Source organism: Streptomyces sp. NPDC058045 (assembly GCF_042885635.1).
Taxonomy (GTDB): Bacteria; Actinomycetota; Actinomycetes; order Streptomycetales; family Streptomycetaceae; genus Streptomyces.
The window spans coordinates 18,675-37,807 of the sequence record NZ_JBHVRR010000051.1; the positions used below are offsets into that span (position 1 = coordinate 18,675).

Below are 19,133 nucleotides of genomic sequence, written 5' to 3' on the forward strand. Positions count from 1 at the left end.
CGGACGTGATACTCGCACCCTAATTACCGCATAGTAACCACCCGGCCGTCCGCAGGGGTACGTACCGGCGCGGGGCGCCGGAGGCGGACCGACCGGGTGGCACCACCGAAGGCGGTGCCACCGCCGTCAGCCCGAGGCGGCCTTCTTGCCTCGTGTGGCCCCACCGCGTCCCCGCAGCGTGACCCCGGACTCGCTCAGCATCCGGTGCACGAAGCCATACGAGCGGCCGGTCTCTTCGGCCAGCGCCCGGATACTCGCACCGGAGTCGTACTTCTTCTTCAGGTCTGCCGCGAGCTTGTCGCGCGCGGCGCCGGTCACCCGGCTGCCCTTCTTCAGAGTCTCGGCCACCCGTGCCTCCTCATGGGAAGTGCGCTCTGGACTTCTCATGATCACCCCTACCGGGCTTCCTGGCCACCCATTCGGCAAGGTCGATCCGCCGGGCTTGGGCCGCCGAAGCCCGCACCGGACGGCCGGAATGAAAAATTCCGAAGCCTCTCACCGGCCGGGAAAAGCAAGCCCCCGAAGAAATCAGCAGGTCAGCGCGGCCCACCGAGGCGAGATGCGGTCTTATGCGGATGTACGACAAAACCGGGGCAAGACACACGGAGTACCAGGCGATCTCACACAGATGGTGGATCACGGATGGACCGCCCGGCCCTCCCGGGACCGCTTCGGGCCGCGGGCGCCGTCTCAGGCCAGTGCCACCAGGTCCGCGTACCCGGCGCCCCACAGGTCCTCCACGCCGTCCGGCAGCAGGATGATCCGCTCCGGCTGGAGGGCGTCGACGGCGCCCTCGTCGTGGGTGACGAGGACGACCGCGCCCTGGTAGGTGCGCAGCGCGCCGAGGATCTCCTCGCGGCTGGCCGGGTCCAGGTTGTTGGTGGGCTCGTCCAGGAGCAGGACGTTGGCCGCGGAGACGACCAGGGTGGCCAGGGCCAGCCGGGTCTTCTCGCCACCGGACAGCACCCGGGCCGGCTTGTCCACGTCGTCCCCGGAGAAGAGGAAGGAGCCGAGGACCTTGCGGACCTCCACCAGGTCCATGTCGGGTGCGGCGGAGCGCATGTTCTCCAGGACGGTGCGGTCGCCGTCGAGGGTCTCGTGCTCCTGCGCGTAGTAGCCCAGCTTCAGGCCGTGGCCCTCGACGACGCGGCCGGTGTCGGGCTTCTCCACACCGGCCAGCAGTCGCAGCAGGGTCGTCTTGCCGGCGCCGTTCAGCCCGAGAATGACGACCCGGGAGCCCTTGTCGATGGCCAGGTCGACATCGGTGAAGATCTCCAACGAGCCGTAGGACTTGGAGAGTTCCTCGGCGGTCAGCGGGGTCTTGCCGCAGGGGGCGGGCTGCGGGAAGCGGAGCTTGGCCACCTTGTCGCCGCGGCGCACCTCCTCCAGTCCGGAGAGCAGCTTCTCGGCGCGGCGGGCCATGTTCTGCGCGGCGACCGTCTTGGTGGCCTTGGCGCGCATCTTGTCCGCCTGGGCGTTGAGCGCGGCGGCCTTCTTCTCCGCGTTCTGCCGCTCCCGCCTGCGGCGCTTCTCGTCGGCCTCGCGCTGCTGCTGGTAGAGCTTCCAGCCCATGTTGTAGTAGTCGATCGCGGAGCGGTTCGCGTCCAGGTAGAAGACCTTGTTGACCACCGTCTCCACCAGGTCCACGTCGTGGGAGATGACGATGAAGCCGCCGCGGTACGACTTGAGGTAGTCCCGCAGCCAGACGATGGAGTCGGCGTCCAGGTGGTTGGTGGGCTCGTCCAGGAGCAGGGTGTCGGCGTCCGAGAAGAGGATGCGGGCCAGCTCCACGCGGCGCCGCTGGCCGCCGGAGAGGGTGTGCAGCGGCTGGCCGAGCACCCGGTCGGGCAGGTTGAGCGCGGCGGCGATGGTGGCGGCCTCGGCCTCGGCGGCGTATCCGCCCTTGGTGAGGAACTCGGTCTCCTGGCGCTCGTACTGGCGCATCGCCTTCTCGCGGGTGGCGCCCTGGCCGGAGGCGATGCGGTGCTCGTTCTCGCGCATCTTGCGGATCAGGGTGTCGAGGCCGCGGGCGGAGAGGATGCGGTCCCGGGCGAAGACGTCGAGGTCGCCGGTGCGCGGGTCCTGCGGCAGATAGCCGACCTCGCCGGAGCGGCCGACGGTGCCGGAGGCGGGGACGGCCTCGCCGGCGAGGACCTTGGTGAGGGTGGTCTTGCCGGCGCCGTTGCGTCCGACGAGGCCGATGCGGTCGCCCTTGGCGACGCGGAAGGTGGCGGACTCGATGAGGATGCGGGCACCGGCGCGCAGTTCGATACCGGAGGCGGTGATCACGGACAGACTCCTGGGCAGGGTTGGACGGCGTACTTGCTCGACGGCTGGGGCGGCTTGCGCGGCCTCAGGGGCGTACGCCGGCTAATGCGTGAGGAGAATGGCCATGAAGCCATCCTAACCGCCCCGGGCGAACCGGTTTCCGGCGACCCCGGGGGCCAGGGTCTCCGCGGCGGGGCTCAGGCGCCGCCGGTGTGGACCTGGAACGCGGCCCGCCGCACCGCACGGGCGAGCGCCGGGTCGGGGTGGGCGGCGGCGAGGGCCACCAGGACCTGCACGGTGCGCGGGTGGCCGACCGCGCGTACCTCGGTGAGCAGGGCCGGGACGGTGGGCTGGACCGCCGACTCCAGGTGGCGTACGAGGAGTTGGCCGTCGCCGTGGTCGGCCACGGCGGCCGCGGTGTCCACCCACAGCCAGGTCGCCTCGCGGCGGGTGAGCGCGGCGTGCGCCTCCTCCGGGTCGGCGCCCTCGTGCTCCGCCAGCCACAGCAGCGCGTACGGCCGCAGCACCCCGTCCTCGACCACGGAGCGCACCTCGCCCTCGGCGGGGGCGCCCACCACGCGCAGCGCCTCGAAGGCGAGGCCGCGCAGCAGGGCGTCGTCGCCGCGGGCGGCGGCGAGGAGTTCGGTGACGGCGCCGGCGACCGGGCGGGCGGCGAGCCAGGCGCGGTACTCGTCGCGGGCCGCCTTGGGGCGCAGGCCCGCGCAGCCGCGCAGCATGTCCTCCGCGGGCTGCTCGATGTGCCCGCCGGGGCTCTGCGCGGCCACACAGATCTGCTCCAGCTTGACCCACACCGCCCAACTCCCCAGCGGCGTGAGGGTGGCCTGGCCGGTGCCGACGGTGAGCGCCCCCACCTCGGCGAGGGCGGCCAGCGACCACTCCAGGAAGGGGGCGAGCCCGGCGGCCGGTTCCGGGGGCTGGGGCTGGGACTGGGACTGCGGCCCGTACTGGATCTCGCAGCGGCCGGTGCGGAGTTCGGTGACGCGCTGCTCCAGCAGGTCGAGGAGCTGGCTCAACGAGACGGCGCCGTCGGAGAGTTGGAGCAGGGAGAGGAGTTGCGGCATCGACTCGACGACCTCGGCGACCACGCCGGGGGCCAGGCTCTCCGGGGCGGGCCGGGCCAGCGACCAGGCGTCGAAGAGGGCGACCCAGCCGCGGAGTACGGCGCCGTCGTCCCGGTCCCAGGCGCGCAGCCGCCAGCCGGGGCGGGCGCAGTCGTCGTGCACCTCGATCAGGCCGGCCAGCCGGGCGGTGTCCCAGTCGCTCCGCACCTGTCCGGGCGTCAGCTCCAGGTCCTCGGCGGCGCCGCGGGCGGTGGCCTCGGTGAGCACCCCGGAGCCGTCCGGTACCGCGCGGTCGGAGCCGGGCCGCAGTGCGGTGTCCGCCCAGCGCGCAACCCGTACCGCGCCTGCCAGTTGGCGGCGGGCCTGCCGGGCCAGTTCCGCGGGTGCGGGGGTGCCCTGGGGCGGTGGCGCGGGGCGCCTGGTACGCCGTCGGCCCACCACCTGGGCGGCGGTGGCCGGGGTGTGGGGGCCGACAAGACGGAGCCTGGAGTCGCGCGGGATACGGGACGTCACGGGGGCAGTCTTCCTGTTGGGGTGCCGAAATCCCAAACGGAATGCGGCGAGGACTGCTATGCGGGCCGCGCGGACAGGCGTATGCCGGGCGGATCGGGTCGAAACGGAAGATGACGTCCGGGGGCTGGTCAGACCAGGGCGGTGAGGAAGCGGCGCAGGGTCTCCTCGTAGCGGGCCGGGTCGGCGTTCCACATGGCGCCGTGCGGGGCGTCGGCCACGGTATGCAGGTTGACCCGGTCCGCGTTGCGGCGGGCGAAGCCGCGGGAGGCGGCGAAGGGGGCGACGGTGTCGGCGGGGCCGTGCAGCAGCAGGGTGGGCACCGTGACCGGCTCCCCGTCGGGCCGGAGGCGCTGTCCGTCGGCGGCGGCTCCGGTGCGGCCGCGGGCGGCGCGGACCGCTAGCGGCAGCAGGATCCGCGGGGCGCGGCGGGCCTCGGCGAGGGCGCGCAGGGTGGCCTCCGGGTCGAGCACCGGGGAGTCCAGCACCAGGCCGGAGATGCGGTCCCGGACTCCGGAGCGGGCGGCGGCGTGCAGGGCCATGGCGGCGCCGGTGGACCAGCCGTGCAGGATCACCTTGCGGGCGCCGTAGCGCACCGCGTAGCGGATGGCCGCGTCCACGTCGCGCCACTCGGTCTCGCCGAGGTGGCGCAGTCCGTCGGGTGCGCGGGGCGCGCCGAGGTCCTGGCGGTAGGCGAGGTCGAGTACGGGGATGCGGGCGCGGTGCAGGAACTCCATGACGACCATGGGGTGTTCGCGGGTGGTGCCGAGGCCGTGCACGGTGATGACCCAGGTGTCGCGGGCGCCGGGGAGGAACCAGGCGGGCAGGCTGCCGAGTTCGCCGGGGATGTCGATGTCGGCGTGGTCGAGGCCGAGGGCGCTGCGCGGGTCGCCGATGTGGACCTGCGGGGTGAGCCAGACCTTGGCGCCGGTCCGTAGGGAGCCGTGGGTGACGCGCTCCAGGCGGCGCACCACGGTGTCCGCGGTGTGCTGCACCCCGTCGAGTACGGGGCCGACCACGGCGTGGACGCCGTCGCCGGTGAGGCCGTAGCGGCCGGGGTGCAGGGAGGCCAGGTCGCGGGTGAGGGTGATCCGGCCGGGCTCGGTGGCGTGGACGGTGAGTCTGGGTTCGGTGGGCAGCGGGCGGCCGGGCGGCGCCTTGAGGGCGGCGTCGCTGGCGAGTCGGCCGGCCACCACTGCGGCCGCGCCGACACCTATCGCTGCGGTGACGGCCGCTGCTGCCGTCGCTCTGGCGGTGCGCACCGCTCCAGTCTGCGCGCGGGGGCTGCCGGAGGCCAGTGGACCGGCACCCGGGGGCGGCTCAGCGGCCGGGCTGGCCGTAGCCGCGGAGCCGGTCGGCGACCTCGTCGAGCTGGGCCGGGGTGAGGAGGGAGGGAGTGGCGCCGGGGTGGGCGGAGGCGGTGAGCCAGAGGCGGCACATCCACTCCAGTTGGGCGGTGCGGTCGTAGGCGGCGTCCAGGGTGTGGCCGTGGGTGAGGGTGCCGTGGTTCCGGAGCAGGCAGCCGGTGCGGTCGCGCAGGGCGTGCAGCAGGTGGCGGGCCAACTCCTCGGTGCCGTACAGGGCGTAGGGCGCGACGCGGACCGGGCCGCCGAGGGCCGCGGTCATGTAGTGGATGGGCGGGAGTTCGGTGACGAGGGTGGAGACGGCGGTGGCGTGCACGGCGTGGGTGTGGACGACGGCGCGGGCGTCGGTGGTGCGGTAGACCGCGAGGTGCATGGGGAGTTCGCTGGTGGGGGCGAGCCGGCCGTGGCGCACGGTGCCGTCCAGGTCGACTCCGAGGAGGTCGCCGGGGGTGAGCCGGTCGTAGGGGACGCCGGTGGGGGTGACCAGGACGGTGCCGCCGACCCGTACGGAGACATTGCCCGAGGTGCCGACGACCAGGCCGTCGGTGACGCTGCGGCGGGCGGTGGCGACCAGGTCCCGCCAGGCCTGCGCGAGTTGGGCGGCGTCCTCGGCTGGCGGGGCGGGCGGGTCGTCGGGAGTGGGCGGTCCGGGTGGGGGTGGGGTCATGGCGGGCATCCTGCCACCCGGCCGTCGGCTGCGTCATTCGGGTGAGTTCATCCAGTAATAAATCATTTTCTACGAATTATTGGTCGCGCCTCACCGGACGGCCGTCGGAGCCGTGGTTAGCCTGCGGGCGATTTGTCCCAACAGCCCATTTCCTGGGGGAAACATGGCTTTCGCTCGCCTTCCCGACCGTCGACCAGTCCGGCGGATCGCCGCGTCCGCCGTGGCCCTCGCTCTGGGCGGCCTGGCCCTCGCCGAGGTGCCCGCGGCCGCCGCGTCCAAGCCCATCGGCAATGACGTCTCCTCGTACCAGGGCAACATCAACTGGGGGTCGGTCCACGGCAAGGGAGGCCGGTTCGCCTACGTCAAGGCCACCGAGTCCACGAACTACCGCAACCCGTACTTCGCCCAGCAGTACAACGGCGCCTACAAGGCCGGGATGCTGCGCGGCGCGTACCACTTCGCGCTCCCCAACAAGAGCTCCGGCAAGACGCAGGCCGCCTACTTCGTCCGGCACGGCGGCGGCTGGTCCGCGGACGGCAAGACGCTGCCGCCCGCCCTGGACATCGAGCACAACCCGTACTCCGGCGGCTCCTGCTACGGGAAGAGCGCGGCCGGGATGGTGTCCTGGATCAAGTCCTTCAGCGACGAGGTGAACCGGCGCACCGGACGCCGGCCCGCCATCTACACCAGCACCCAGTGGTGGAACACCTGCACCGGCCACAGCCGGGCCTTCGCCGCCCAGCACCCGCTCTGGCTGGCCCGCTACGGCTCCAGTCCCGGCCCGCTGCCCGCCGGCTGGACCTTCTGGACCTTCTGGCAGTACAACGACCACGGCAAACTCCCCGGCGACCAGGACAAGTTCAACGGTTCCATGACCCAGCTCAGGCGGCTCGCCAAGGGCTGACCCGCACCACCCGCACCAGCACCGCGCCCCCTCCGCGCCCCGGCCGCGCACGGAGGGGGCGCCGTGCTGCGGCCCGCTCCCGCGCCCGCGCCGCCCTCCTCCGGCGCGCGACCGGAGTCACTCTCCGGCCCGGCCGAGTTCATCTTCCGTTCACCCAGATTGCCTACGGTCCTGATGCCAACGACGCCAAACAGAAGCCCGGGTAAATGGAACACATCACGCTTCTCCTCGGGATCGTGATCGTCACCGCTCTCGTGTTCGACTTCACGAACGGTTTCCACGACACCGCCAACGCGATGGCCACCACCATCTCCACCGGCGCACTCAAACCCAAAGCGGCCGTCGCACTCTCGGCCTCGCTGAATCTCGTCGGAGCGTTCCTGTCGGTCGAGGTCGCAAAAACGATCTCCGGCGGGATCATCGACGAAAAGGGCCTCAGAACCGAGGTCATCTTCGCGGCGCTGGTCGGCGCCATCCTGTGGAATCTCCTCACCTGGCTGCTGGGCCTGCCGTCCAGCTCCTCGCACGCCCTCTTCGGTGGGCTCATCGGTGCCGCCGTCATGTCGGCCGGCTGGTCCTCGGTGAACGGCTCCACCGTCATCACCAAGGTCCTGCTGCCCGCGGTCGCCGCTCCGCTCGTCGCGGGCCTCGCGGCGACGCTGGCCACCCGGATCACCTACCGGCTCGGCTCGCGCACCGACGAACGGCACACCGCCAAGGGGTACCGGGCCGGGCAGATCGCCTCCGCCGGGCTGGTCTCGCTGGCGCACGGCACCAACGACGCGCAGAAGACCATGGGCATCATCACCCTCGCCCTGGTCACCGGCGGCGTCCTGGCCCCGGGCTCCAACCCGCCGGTCTGGGTGATCACTTCGGCCGGTCTGGCCATCGCGCTCGGCACCTACCTCGGCGGCTGGCGCATCATCCGCACCATGGGCCGCGGGCTGACCGAGCTGGCGCCGCCACAGGGCTTCGCCGCCCAGACCAGTGCGGCCACCGCGATCCTCGCCTCCTCGCACCTCGGCTTCTCGCTCTCCACCACCCAGGTCTGCTCGGGTGCCGTGATGGGCGCGGGCCTGGGCCGCAAGGGGGGCGTGGTGCGCTGGTCCACGGCCAGCCGGATGTTCGCGGCCTGGGGGCTGACGCTGCCGGCCGCGGGTCTGGTGGGCGCCGGTGCCGAGTTCCTCACCAGCCGCGGCACCTGGGGCGTCGTCACCACCGGGGTGCTGCTGGTGGCCGGTTCCGGACTGATCTGGACGCTGTCCCGGCGCCGTCCCGTCGACCAGCACAACGTCAACGACCCGGCTGCGGACGGCGGTTCGGAGCCGGCCGAGCCGGCCGGGGTGGTCACCACCGCCATCGCCGCCGTCGCCCCGCCGCCGGTGCGCGGCGCGGTCCCCGCGGCAGCGGACACCGAGGCTGCGGAGTCGACGACGTCGGAGTCGGCGGCGGCACCCGACGGCGGGCCGACGACTCCGCCCGCGCCCGCCAAGCCGGCCACGGTGTAGGAAAGGACCCCGCATCCCATGGACTCCATCGACATCGACTGGGCGGCACTCGGCTCCGTCTTCGGCGTCAGCCTCGTCGCCACCGTGGCCCTGGTGGGCCTCTTCACCCTCGGGGTGGTGGGCCTCGCCAAGCGCGAGGAGGCCACCGCGGAAGGCGGTTCCGCGGCGCTCGCCACCACCGGCGCCTACGCCTGCTTCGCACTGTGCACGGCCGCCGTCGCCTACGGGATCTTTCTGATCGTGGCCTGATCGGGCGCGGGCGATCCGTACTCCGCGCGAGGGGCGGGGCGTACACCGGGATACCGGTGCGCGCCCCGCCCCTTCCCCGTGCTGGGGGCCGTGGTGTGGGGCCGCGCACACTCTCCCGTCCCAGGTCAACGGCAGGTTGACGGGTGTTCGGGGGCCGTGGTGGACTTCCGGGGCCAAGTACGGCGGCATGGAGAGGAAGCCGGTGCGAATCCGGCGCGGTCCCGCCACTGTCACCGGGGAGCGCTCCCCCACACCGATGTCACGGCCCCGACCCACCGGGGCTGGAAGGCCGGGGGAGCCGCGGATCCGGGAGCCAGGAGACTCTCGCCGTCGTTTCCTTCGAACCGGGGCGCGGACCCTGAGTGAGGACACGGAGCGATGCCGGGCTGCCCGCCACCCGGAACACAAGTCGCGTACGGCGCCCGGGTGTTCGCCTGTGGTGCCACCGCCGGAATGCTCGCCGACGCGGCCCTCGGCGACCCCCGCCGCGGGCACCCCGTGGCCGCCTTCGGCCGTGCCGCGGCCGCCGTGGAGCGCGCCCTGTGGAGGGACGACCGGGCCCGCGGCGCGCTGCACACCCTGGTCTGCGCGGGCGGCGCCCTCGGTGTGGCCGTACTGGCGGGCCGGGCGGTGCGCCGCTCCCCCGCCGCCGCCACCGCCCTGACCGCGGCCGCCACCTGGGCCGTGGTCGGCGGTACCACGCTGGGCCGGGAGGCTCGGGCCGTGGGCGCCGCGCTGGCCGCGGGTGAGCTCACCGCCGCCCGGGCCCGGCTGCCGCACCTCTGCGGGCGGGACCCGGAGGCGCTGGACGCCGGTCAACTCGCCCGCGCCGTGGTCGAGTCGGTCGCCGAGAACACCTCGGACGCGGTGGTCGGCGCCCTGGTGTGGGGGGCGGTGGCGGGAGTACCGGGGCTGGTCGCGTTCCGTGCCGTCAACACCCTGGACGCGATGGTGGGCCACCGCTCCCCGCGGTATCTGCGCTACGGCTGGGCCTCGGCGCGGCTGGACGACGCGGCGGGCGCGCCCGGTGCCCGGCTGACGGCGCTGCTGGCGGCGGCGCTCGGCGGTGCGCCGCGTTCCGCGCTGCGCGCCTGGCGTACCGACGCGGGCCGCCATCCCAGCCCCAACGCGGGCCCGGTGGAAGCGGCGTTCGCGGGCGCGCTCGGCGTACGGCTGGGCGGCACCCTCGCCTACGGGGGCCGGGTGGAGCACCGGCCGGTGCTGAACGCGGCCGGGCGTGCCGTACGGGTCGAGGACGTACCGCGCGCCATCCGGCTGTCGCGGCGGGTGAGTTGGGGGGCGCTGGTGGTGTGTGCGGGCGGCAGGCTGCTCGTGGAGCGGGCGGCGCGGAAGGCGGGGACGGTGTGAGCGGGAGCGGGAAGGGCCGGGGCGGCGGGCTGCTGGTGGCCGGTACCACCTCGGACGCGGGCAAGAGCGTGGTGACCGCCGGGATCTGCCGGTGGCTGGTCCGGCAGGGGGTGAAGGCCGCCCCGTTCAAGGCGCAGAACATGTCGCTGAACTCGTTCGTGACGCGGGACGGCGCGGAGATCGGGCGGGCGCAGGCCATGCAGGCGCAGGCCGCCCGGGTGGAGCCGAGCGCGCTGATGAACCCGGTGCTGCTGAAGCCGGGCGGCGACAGCAGCAGCCAGGTGGTGCTGATGGGGCGCCCGGTGGGCGAGTTGAGCGCCCGCGGCTACCACGGCGGCCGCCAGGAGGCACTCCTCGGCACCGTGCTGGACTGCCTGAGCGAGCTGCGGGGCGAGTACGACGCGGTGGTCTGCGAGGGCGCCGGTTCGCCCGCCGAGATCAATCTGCGGCGTACCGACATCGTCAACATGGGGCTGGCGCGGGCCGCCGGGCTGCCGGTGGTGGTGGTCGGGGACATCGACCGCGGCGGGGTCTTCGCCTCCTTCTTCGGCACCCTCGCCCTGCTCTCCCCCGCCGACCAGGCGCTGGTCTCCGGCTTCCTGGTGAACAAGTTCCGCGGCGATGTGACGCTGCTGGAACCGGGCCTGCGGATGCTCCAAGGGCTCACCGGGCGGCCCTCGTTGGGCGTACTGCCGTTCCGGCACGGCCTGGGGATCGACGAGGAGGACGGGCTGCGGGTGTCGCTGCGCGGCGCGGTCCGCGAGTCGGCGGTGAGCGAACCGGCCGGGGAGGACGTGCTGCGGATCGCGGTGTGCGCGGTGCCGCTGATGTCGAACTTCACCGATGTGGACGCGCTGGCCGCCGAGCCCGGTGTGGTGGTGCGCTTCGTGGACCGGCCGCCGGAACTGGCCGACGCCGACCTGGTGGTGGTGCCCGGCACCCGCGGCACGGTACGGGCGCTGCGCTGGCTCCGGGAACGCGGACTGGCCGGGGCGCTGGCCCGCCGGGCCGCCGCGGGCCGCCCCGTCCTCGGCATCTGCGGCGGCTTCCAACTGCTGGGCGAGGAGATCGAGGACGAGGTGGAGTCCCGCGCCGGCCGGGTACCGGGCCTCGGCCTGCTGCCGGTACGGGTCCGCTTCCACCGGGAGAAGACCCTGGCCCGCCCCTCGGGCACCGCCCTCGGCGAGCCGGTGCGGGGCTACGAGATCCACCACGGGGTGGCCGAGGTGCTGGGCGGCGCGCCCTTCCTCGACGGCTGCCGCAGCGGCCCGGTGTGGGGCACCCACTGGCACGGCTCGCTGGAGTCGGACGGCTTCCGGCGGGCGTTCCTGCGGGTGGTGGCCGAGACCGCGGGGCGCCGCTTCGTACCGGCGCCCGACACCTCGTTCGGGGCTTTGCGGGAGCGGCAGTTGGACCTGCTGGGCGATCTGGTGGAGGAGCACGCCGACACGGATCTGCTGTGGCGGCTGATCGAGTCCGGCCCGCCGCCCGGACTGCCCTTCGTCCCGCCCGGTGCCCCGGCCGACCCCGAGACCACCACCGACACCCCCGTGGAGGACCCCGCGTGACCATCACCCCGTATCCGTTCAGTGCGATCGTCGGTCAGGACGACCTGCGGCTCGCGCTGCTGCTGAACGCCGTCTCGCCCGCTGTGGGCGGGGTGCTGGTGCGCGGCGAGAAGGGCACCGCCAAGTCGACCGCGGCCCGCGCCCTGCCGGTGCTGCTGCCCGAGGTGCGGGTGGTGTCCGGCTGCCGCTTCTCCTGCGAGCCGGGCGCGGCCGACCCGGGCTGCCCGGACGGCCCGCACGAGTCGGCCGCCGCCCGCACCCGGCGCGCCCGCATGGTGGAGCTGCCGGTCGGCGCCTCCGAGGATCGGGTGGTGGGCGCCCTCGACATCGAGCGGGCCCTCGCCGACGGCGTCAGGACCTTCGAGCCGGGCCTGCTCGCCGACGCCCACCGCGGCATCCTCTACGTCGACGAGGTCAACCTCCTCCACGACCATGTCATCGACCTGCTGCTGGACGCCGCCGCGATGGGCTCGTCCTATGTGGAGCGGGAGGGCGTCTCGGTACGGCACGCGGCACGGTTCCTGCTGGTGGGCACGATGAACCCGGAAGAGGGCGAGCTGCGGCCGCAGTTGCTCGACCGGTTCGGCCTCACCGTGCAGGTCGCCGCCTCCCGGGAACCGGACCAGCGGGTCGAGGTGGTGCGCCGCCGCCTCGCCTACGACGACGACCCGGAGGCGTTCGCGGCGCGCTGGGCGGACGAGGAGGCGGCGCTCGGCCGCCGGGTCGCGGACGCCCGCGAGGTGCTGCCCCGGGTGCGGCTCGGGGACGCGGTACTGCGTCAGATCGCCGCGGTGTGCGCCGCGTTCGAGGTGGACGGGATGCGGGCGGACCTGGTGATGGCCCGTACCGCGACCGCGCTGGCCGCCTGGGCGGAGCGCACCGAGGTACGGGAGGAGGATGTGCGGCAGGCCGCGCTGCTGGCCCTGCCGCACCGCAGGCGCCGCAATCCGTTCGACGCGCCCGGCCTGGACGAGGAGCAGTTGGACCGCGTCCTGGACGAGTCCCGCGAGCCCGAACCGCCGGGCGGCGGCCCGGACATCCCGGACGATGACGGCCCCGGCGAAGGCCCCGACGACGACGGCCCCGACGGCGGTGGCGCTCCCCCGCCGCCCGCCGCGGACGACCCGGCCGGTCCCGGGCAGGACACCGGCTCGGACACCGGTCCGCAGGAGCACTCCGCGTCGCCGGAGGACACCACCGCACCGGAGGGCGAGGAGCCGCGGGTGCCCGCGCGGCAGCCGGCGCCCACCACCGGCGAGCAGCCGCCCGCCGCCGCCCAGGACCCGTTCCGCGCCCGCCTGTTGACGGTTCCCGGGCTCGGCGAGGGCGCCGCGGGCCGACGCTCCCGGGCCCGTACCGAGCACGGCCGCACCGTCGGCGCCGACCGGCCGCAAGGTTCCCTGACCCGGCTGCATCTGGCGGCGACGGTACGGGCCGCCGCCCCGCACCAGCGGGCCCGGGGCCGCACCGGGCCGGGGCTGCTGCTGCACCGCGACGATCTGCGGCAGGCGCGGCGGGAGGGCCGCGAGGGCAATCTGGTGCTGTTCGCGGTGGACGCCTCCGGTTCGATGGCGGCCCGGAAGCGAATGGGCGCGGTCAAGGGCGCGGTGCTGTCCCTGCTGCTGGACGCCTACCAGCGGCGGGACAAGGTGGGCCTGGTGACGTTCCGCGGCACCGGGGCCGAGGTCGCGCTGCCGCCCACGTCCTCGGTGGACGCGGCCGCGGCCCGGCTGGCGGAGCTGCCCACCGGTGGCCGCACCCCGCTGGCCGCCGGGCTGCTCCGCGCCCATGAGGTGCTGCGGGTGGAGCGGCTGCGGGACCCGGCGCGGCGTCCGCTGCTGGTGGTCGTCACCGACGGGCGGGCCACCGCGGCCCGGGGCGCGGCGCGCGGTGAGCCGGTGGCGGACGCGGAGCGCGCCGCGGGCCTGCTGGCGGCGGACGGTGTCGCCTCGGTGGTGGTGGACTGCGAGGCCGGGCCGGTCCGGCTGGGGCTCGCGGCCCGGCTCGCGGGGGCGCTCGGCGCACCCGCGGTCACCCTGGCGGAGCTGCGCGCCGACGCGCTCGCCGGGCTGGTCAGGAACGTACGGGCGGAGCAGGCGTCCGGTACCGAATCGCGTGGCAGGAGGGCAGCGTAGTGCCGCAGGGGAAGCCGGGCAGGGTGCCGGAGGACGGGCTGACCACACGTCAGCGCCGCAACCGCCCGCTGGTGCTGGTGCACACCGGCACCGGCAAGGGCAAGTCGACCGCGGCCTTCGGTCTGGCGCTGCGCGCCTGGAACCAGGGCTGGCCGATCGGGGTGTTCCAGTTCGTGAAGTCGGCCAAGTGGAAGGTCGGCGAGGAGAACGCGCTGCGGGTGCTGGGCGCCTCCGGTGAGGGCGGCACCGTCGACTGGCACAAGATGGGCGAGGGCTGGTCGTGGATCCAGCGCCCGGCCGCGGCGGGCGAGCCGGACAACGAGTCCAGGGCCCGGGAGGGCTGGGAGCAGGTCAAACGCGATCTGGCCGCGGAGACGTACAAGCTGTACGTACTGGACGAGTTCGCCTATCCGCTGCACTGGGGGTGGATCGATGTGGCGGAGGTGGTGTCGGTGCTGCGGGAGCGGCCCGGCACCCAGCATGTGGTGATCACCGGCCGCAACGCCCCTGCGGAGCTGCGGGAGTTCGCGGATCTGGTGACGGACATGACGAAGGTGAGGCACCCGATGGACGCCGGGCAGAAGGGCCAGAGGGGCATCGAGTGGTGACCTCGGTGCCCCGGCTGGTGCTCGCCGCCCCGGCCTCCGGCAGCGGCAAGACCACCGTCGCCACCGGTCTGATGGCCGCGTTCACCGAGCGCGGCCTCGCCGTCTCCCCGCACAAGGTGGGCCCCGACTACATCGACCCCGGCTACCACGCCCTCGCCACCGGCCGCCCCGGCCGCAATCTGGACGCCTTCCTGTGCGGTACGGAACTGCTGGGGCCGCTCTTCGCACACGGGGCGCGGGGCTGCCAACTGGCCGTGGTGGAGGGCGTGATGGGCCTCTTCGACGGGGCCTCGGGCCGCGGTGAGCTGGCGTCCACGGCACAGGTCGCCAAGGTGCTGCGGGCGCCGGTGGTGCTGGTGGTCGACGCGTCGGCGCAGTCGCGTTCGGTGGCGGCGCTGGTGCACGGCTTCGCCGCCTGGGACCCGCAGGTCCGCGTCGGCGGCGTCATCCTCAACAAGGTGGGCTCCGACCGGCACGAGGCGCTGCTGCGGGACGCCCTGGACGAGGCGGGGGTGCCGGTGCTGGGGGCGCTGCGCCGCGACGGGCGGGTCCGCACCCCGTCCCGCCACCTCGGCCTGGTCCCGGTGGCGGAGCGGCACACCGCGGCACTGGAGGCGGTCCGGGCGATGGCGGAGCAGGTGCGTACCGGCTGCGATCTGCCGGCACTGCTCGAACTGGCCCGCAGCGCACCGCCGTTGGCGGACGAACCGTGGGATCCCGAGGCGGCGGTGGCCGGGAGCGCACCGGGGCGGCGGCCGCGGATCGCGGTGGCCGGCGGTCCCGCGTTCACCTTCGCGTACCCGGAGCACACCGAGCTGCTGGCGGCGGCCGGGGCCGAGGTGGCGGTCTTCGACCCGCTGCGCGACGAGGAGTTGCCGCCGGACACGGACGGGCTGGTGATCGGCGGCGGCTTCCCCGAGGAGTACGCGCCGCAGCTCTCCGCGAACGAGCCGCTGCGCAAGGCGGTGGCCGCGCTGGCCGACTCGGGTGCGCCGGTCGCCGCGGAGTGCGCGGGGCTGCTGTATCTGGCGCGGTCGCTGGACGGGGCGCCGATGTGCGGGGTGCTGGACGCCGAGGCCCGGATGTCGCCGCGGCTGACCCTGGGGTACCGGGAGGCGGTGGCGGTCGCGGACAGCGCACTGGCCGCGGCGGGCACCCGGAGCCGGGGCCATGAGTTCCACCGCACGGTGCTGGAGCCGGGCGCCGGGCCCGTACCGGCGTGGGGGCTGCACACCCCGGACCGGCGGGTGGAGGGCTTCGTCCGGGGCGGGGTGCACGCCAGCTATCTGCACACCCACTGGGCGGGCGGCCCCGAGTTGGTGCGGCGCTTCACGGCCCGGTGTGCCGCGGCCCGGTACGGCGGCTGGTGAGCACCGTGGACGCCGTGGACGCGGCGGCGTCAGTGGGCGGCGGTGCCGATCACCAGCCACATCGCGGCCACCCCGGCGAGGGTGCACAGCAGGGTGGAGCGGGCCGGGTGGCGGTGGTGGGCCTCGGGCAGGATCTCGGCGGCCGCGATATACAGCAGCACCCCGCCGAAGAAGCCCAGATAGCAGGCGAGCGGCTGCGCCGGGATGGTGAAGAAGACGGTGGACGCGGCGCCCACCACCGGCGCCAGCGCGTCCGCCACCAGCATCGCCAGCGCCTTGCGCCGGTGGTTCCCGTAGGCGCTGGCCAGGGTGTACGTGTTGAAGCCGTCGGCGAAGTCATGGGTGACGACGGCCAGCGCCACGGTGAAGCCCATCGCCGAGCCGACCTGGAAGGACGCGCCGATGGCGACCCCGTCGGCGAGGCTGTGGCCGACCATCGCGGCGGCCGCGCCCAGCCCGACCTGCGGCACCTGGTCGGGGTCGTGGGCACCGTGTTCGGCCTTGCGCAGGGCGAGCAGCCGCTCCACGAGATGCGCGGCGAGGAAGCCGCCGACGAAGAGCAGCAGCGCGGCGGGCACCCCGTACACGTCCTCGCCGGCGCCGTCCAGTGCCTCCGGGAGGAGGTCGAAGCCGACGACGCCGAGCATCAGGCCGCCGGCCAGGCCCAGCACCAAGTGCCGCCGGTCGGTGACCCGCTGAGCGGTCCAGCCACCGACCAGGGTGAGCAGGAACGATCCCAGCGCCACGAGCACGGCCATGGTCCTTTGGTATCGGATGGCCCCCGGCGCCGCACATCCGGGGTGCCGTTCCGCGATCTGGTGGTCGGGGTGGGCGCCGCCCGCGGGGTGGCCGCCGGGGAGTTGTACGGGCTGGTGCTGCGGGTGCTGCACGGCGCGGGCCTGGCCCCGGCGGCGGTGGCGGAGTTGGCGACGCTGCGGGAGCGGGCCGCGGAGCCGGGGCTGACCGCGGCGGCGGCCCGGCTCGGGGTGCCGTTGGCGGCGTACCCGGCCGAGGTGCTGGCGCGGGTCGCGGTGCCGCATCCGTCCACCGCGGTACGGGCCGCGGTCGGCACCGCCTCCGTCGCGGAGGCCGCGGCGCTGGCCCGCGGCGGCACCCTGCTCGTCGCCAAGACCCGCTCGCCCCGCGCCACCTGCGCGGTGGCCCGGCTGGCCGCCGCGGAAGGAGACGACCGGTGAACGACCCCGGCGCCCAGGGCCTGCGCCACCACGGCGACGCCGAGATCCGGGACGCCGGGCGCGGGCTGCTGGATCTGGCGGTGAACGTACGGGCGGGCACCCCGCCACGGTGGCTGCGGGAGCGGATCGCGGACTCGCTGGGCGGGCTCGCGGCCTATCCGGACGGGCGGGCCGCGCGGGCGGCGGTGGCCTGGCGGCACGGGGTGGCGCCGGAGCGGGTGCTGCTGACGGCGGGCGCCGCGGAGGCCTTCGTCCTGCTGGCGCGGTTGCCGGGGGTGGGGCGGCCGGTGGTGGTGCATCCGCAGTTCACCGAGCCGGAGGCGGCGCTGCGGGACGCGGGGCACCGGGTGCGGCGGGTGCTGCTGCGGGCGGCGGACGGCTTCCGGCTGGATCCGGCGGCGGTGCCCGAGGACGCGGACCTGGTGGTGGTGGGCAATCCGACCAACCCCACCTCGGTACTGCACCCCGCGGCCCAACTCACGGCGCTGGCCCGGCCCGGACGGCTGCTGGTGGTGGACGAGGCGTTCATGGACGCGGTGCCCGGGGAACCGGAGGCGCTGGCCGGGCGGGATGGGGTGCCGGGTCTGGTGGTGCTCCGCAGCCTCACCAAGACGTGGGGGCTCGCGGGGCTGCGGGTGGGCTATCTGCTGGCGGAGCCGGACACGGTGGCGGCGCTGGAGCGGACCCAGCCGCTGTGGCCGGTGTCCGCTCCGGCGCTGGTGGCGGCCGAGGCGTGTATGGCGCCCGGAGCGCTGGCCGAGGCGGCCGGGGCGGCCCGTGCGGTGGCCGCCGACCGGGCCCATCTGGTGGGCCGCCTGGGCGAGTTGGCGGATCTCGGGGTACGGGCGGTGGCCCCGGCGGCTGCCCCGTTCCTGCTGCTGCGCTGCCCGCGCGCCGAGGCGGTCCGGCTGCGGCTGCGGGAGCTGGGGGTGGCGGTACGGCGTGGGGACACCTTCCCGGGTCTGGGCGCCGACTGGCTGCGGATCGCCGTACGTTCCCCCGCCGTCACCGACACCTTCACCGCCGCCCTGCGCACCGCCCTCGCCGAGGCGGCCCGCACCAGGCCCTGATCCGGGTGCGGGCCGCCTCGGTGCACGTGGTCAGCCGTTCCTGCGGTGGCGGGTGACGGCGAGTGCGGTGCCGCCCGCCGCGAGCAGCAGCGCGGCGCCGATCACCAGATACGGGGTGGCCGAACTCCCGCCGGTCTCCGCCAAGTTGCTCTCCTTCGGCGCCTCGGCCTGCTGCGGGCGGGTGTCGGTGGCGGGGCGGGTGGGCGCCGCGGAGGCGGGTGGGGCGGCGTCCGGGGCGGTGCAGCGGGCGGAGGCGATGGTGACGGTGCCCTCGACCCCGGCCACGTTCAACTTCAGCGGGTTGACGGACAGATGGAGGCGCAGTGCCGAGGCGGCGGCGGTGCGCCCTGTCGTGGTGCGCTCGGCCAGATCGAGCCGCACCTCGCCGACGCCGGGCACCTTCACCTCGGTGGTGCCGCCGCTGCTGAGGGTGATCCGCTTTCCGAGGACGGTGACCGAGCCCGGCAGGGAAGCCTCGGCGACCGGCTTCGCACCGGCGGCGCAGACCGCCCGCGCCGACACCTGGGACAGTTCGACCAGGGAGAGCGCGGCCAGACCGGGCACCCGCAGCCGGGCGTTGACCAGCCTGCTGCCCGCCTCGGCCCGCTCCGCGCCCACGGTGGCCTCGGCCCTGGCGACGTCCGCCCGCAGCAGGCTGAACGGCCTGCCGTGGTCCACCCCGTCCAACTCGGCGGTGAGCGCCGTCCGTTGAGCGGTGCGGGGTGCGGTGCGGGGTGCGCTGACCTCGTTGAGCGAGGTGGTGAGCGGTACGTCGACGGTCTGGTCGAGCAGGGACACATCGAGATCGGTACGGAGTACGGCGGCCTCGGCCCGGCCGTGGCCGTCGGCGGCGAGGGCGGGTCCGGCACCGGTCAGGACCGCGGGGACGGCGGCCAGTGCGGTGCAGACGGCGACGGCGGACAGCCTGCGTACGGGCAGGCGGAAGGTGTTGCAGTTCAAGGCGGTGAGCCCCCCACGAGAGACACGGGACGAAGGGCGCCGAGGGACACGGCGCCGCGGGCAGCGCCACCGGAGACCCACCGCACGGGGACCGGGTGGACCCCCCGGCGGCGCTGCTGCCCGGAATACTCGCGTACGGAGGGTGAACGGTCAGCGGCCTTGCGTCACTTCACCCCAAGGGGTGGTTTTGGCGCACCGGTTCGATTCCGCATCCGGGAACCCACGCAAAAGAAAGTCGGGCCTAAGGGGGGGGGGAACCACACCTTAGGCACAGCCCCGCCCCCCGAAGCGCGGGCGCGGGGGGGT

Annotated in this window: 17 protein-coding genes and 1 riboswitch; of the genes, 10 read left to right on the plus strand and 7 right to left on the minus strand. The window is 74.8% G+C overall.

Going from position 1 to position 19,133, the window contains the following annotated elements; genetic code table 11:
* Nucleotides 1–126: 126 nt before the first annotated feature.
* From ACFVST_RS24400 to ACFVST_RS24420, 5 genes are all read right to left on the minus strand, one after another.
* Nucleotides 127–348, minus strand: coding sequence for a helix-turn-helix domain-containing protein (locus tag ACFVST_RS24400; RefSeq protein WP_362786211.1), 222 nt, complete (start codon nt 346–348; stop codon nt 127–129).
* A gap of 342 nt (nt 349–690) precedes the next feature.
* Nucleotides 691–2,289, minus strand: coding sequence for an ABC-F family ATP-binding cassette domain-containing protein (locus tag ACFVST_RS24405; protein WP_390155678.1), 1,599 nt, complete (start codon nt 2,287–2,289; stop codon nt 691–693).
* A gap of 176 nt (nt 2,290–2,465) precedes the next feature.
* A complete protein-coding gene (locus ACFVST_RS24410) occupies nt 2,466–3,863 on the minus strand; it encodes a hypothetical protein (RefSeq protein ID WP_390155680.1) in 1,398 nt (465 codons plus the stop codon).
* Nucleotides 3,864–3,991: 128 nt separating this feature from the next.
* Nucleotides 3,992–5,122 (minus strand): alpha/beta hydrolase, encoded by a 1,131-nt coding sequence (locus ACFVST_RS24415; RefSeq protein ID WP_390155682.1) that lies wholly within the window; start codon nt 5,120–5,122, stop codon nt 3,992–3,994.
* A 58-nt stretch (nt 5,123–5,180) separates the two neighbouring features.
* Nucleotides 5,181–5,891 (minus strand): class II aldolase/adducin family protein, encoded by a 711-nt coding sequence (locus ACFVST_RS24420; protein ID WP_390155684.1) that lies wholly within the window; start codon nt 5,889–5,891, stop codon nt 5,181–5,183.
* 163 nt (nt 5,892–6,054) lie between these two features.
* On the opposite strand from ACFVST_RS24420, the gene ACFVST_RS24425 reads away from it, so the two are divergent.
* The 8 genes from ACFVST_RS24425 to ACFVST_RS24460 all read left to right on the plus strand — a co-directional run bounded on the left by ACFVST_RS24425 (nt 6,055) and on the right by ACFVST_RS24460 (nt 15,601).
* Entirely contained in the window at nt 6,055–6,795 is a 741-nt protein-coding gene (locus ACFVST_RS24425; RefSeq protein ID WP_390155686.1) for a lysozyme, read from the plus strand.
* A 206-nt stretch (nt 6,796–7,001) separates the two neighbouring features.
* Nucleotides 7,002–8,303 carry an anion permease gene (locus ACFVST_RS24430; RefSeq protein ID WP_390155688.1) on the plus strand — a complete coding sequence of 434 codons (1,302 nt, stop codon included), beginning with the start codon at nt 7,002–7,004 and terminating at the stop codon, nt 8,301–8,303.
* A gap of 27 nt (nt 8,304–8,330) precedes the next feature.
* Nucleotides 8,331–8,552 carry a hypothetical protein gene (locus ACFVST_RS24435; protein ID WP_390155708.1) on the plus strand — a complete coding sequence of 74 codons (222 nt, stop codon included), beginning with the start codon at nt 8,331–8,333 and terminating at the stop codon, nt 8,550–8,552.
* A 165-nt stretch (nt 8,553–8,717) separates the two neighbouring features.
* Nucleotides 8,718–8,897, plus strand: a riboswitch (cobalamin riboswitch).
* 33 nt (nt 8,898–8,930) lie between these two features.
* Nucleotides 8,931–9,920, plus strand: coding sequence for a cobalamin biosynthesis protein (locus ACFVST_RS24440; RefSeq protein WP_390155690.1), 990 nt, complete (start codon nt 8,931–8,933; stop codon nt 9,918–9,920).
* Nucleotides 9,917–11,488, plus strand: coding sequence for a cobyric acid synthase (locus ACFVST_RS24445; protein ID WP_390155692.1), 1,572 nt, complete (start codon nt 9,917–9,919; stop codon nt 11,486–11,488). The genes ACFVST_RS24440 and ACFVST_RS24445 overlap by 4 nt, the downstream gene beginning before the upstream one ends.
* Complete coding sequence (locus ACFVST_RS24450; RefSeq protein WP_390155693.1) at nt 11,485–13,623, plus strand: putative cobaltochelatase; 2,139 nt, start codon at nt 11,485–11,487, stop codon at nt 13,621–13,623. Before ACFVST_RS24445 ends, ACFVST_RS24450 begins: the two co-directional genes overlap by 4 nt.
* Complete coding sequence (gene cobO / locus ACFVST_RS24455) at nt 13,623–14,231, plus strand: cob(I)yrinic acid a,c-diamide adenosyltransferase (RefSeq protein WP_390155695.1); 609 nt, start codon at nt 13,623–13,625, stop codon at nt 14,229–14,231. The genes ACFVST_RS24450 and cobO overlap by 1 nt, the downstream gene beginning before the upstream one ends.
* Nucleotides 14,228–15,601, plus strand: coding sequence for a cobyrinate a,c-diamide synthase (locus tag ACFVST_RS24460; protein WP_390155697.1), 1,374 nt, complete (start codon nt 14,228–14,230; stop codon nt 15,599–15,601). The genes cobO and ACFVST_RS24460 overlap by 4 nt, the downstream gene beginning before the upstream one ends.
* Before the next feature lie 29 nt (nt 15,602–15,630).
* Here the strand turns inward: ACFVST_RS24460 and ACFVST_RS24465 are convergent, their stop codons facing one another.
* On the minus strand, nt 15,631–16,359 hold the full coding sequence (locus ACFVST_RS24465) for a ZIP family metal transporter (RefSeq protein ID WP_390155698.1): 729 nt from the start codon (nt 16,357–16,359) through the stop codon (nt 15,631–15,633).
* Between the two features lie 42 nt (nt 16,360–16,401).
* Between ACFVST_RS24465 and ACFVST_RS24470 the strand changes: the two genes are divergently transcribed.
* Both ACFVST_RS24470 and cobC read left to right on the plus strand, forming a co-directional pair.
* Nucleotides 16,402–16,797, plus strand: coding sequence for a cobalamin biosynthesis protein (locus ACFVST_RS24470; RefSeq protein ID WP_390155700.1), 396 nt, complete (start codon nt 16,402–16,404; stop codon nt 16,795–16,797).
* Nucleotides 16,794–17,867 carry an Rv2231c family pyridoxal phosphate-dependent protein CobC gene (cobC, locus tag ACFVST_RS24475; protein WP_390155702.1) on the plus strand — a complete coding sequence of 358 codons (1,074 nt, stop codon included), beginning with the start codon at nt 16,794–16,796 and terminating at the stop codon, nt 17,865–17,867. Before ACFVST_RS24470 ends, cobC begins: the two co-directional genes overlap by 4 nt.
* Nucleotides 17,868–17,897: 30 nt before the next feature.
* Here the strand turns inward: cobC and ACFVST_RS24480 are convergent, their stop codons facing one another.
* Nucleotides 17,898–18,827, minus strand: a complete 930-nt coding sequence (locus tag ACFVST_RS24480) for an SCO1860 family LAETG-anchored protein (protein ID WP_390155704.1) — start codon at nt 18,825–18,827, stop codon at nt 17,898–17,900.
* Between the last annotated feature and the right edge of the window lie 306 nt (nt 18,828–19,133).

Coding starts and splice junctions, on each gene's coding strand:
- ACFVST_RS24425 (WP_390155686.1), top strand. CDS start 6,055: ATGGCTTTCGCTCGCCTTCCCGACCGTCGACCAGTCCGGCGGATCGCC.
- ACFVST_RS24430 (WP_390155688.1), top strand. CDS start 7,002: ATGGAACACATCACGCTTCTCCTCGGGATCGTGATCGTCACCGCTCTC.
- ACFVST_RS24465 (WP_390155698.1), bottom strand. CDS start 16,359: ATGGCCGTGCTCGTGGCGCTGGGATCGTTCCTGCTCACCCTGGTCGGT.
- ACFVST_RS24420 (WP_390155684.1), bottom strand. CDS start 5,891: ATGACCCCACCCCCACCCGGACCGCCCACTCCCGACGACCCGCCCGCC.
- ACFVST_RS24440 (WP_390155690.1), top strand. CDS start 8,931: ATGCCGGGCTGCCCGCCACCCGGAACACAAGTCGCGTACGGCGCCCGG.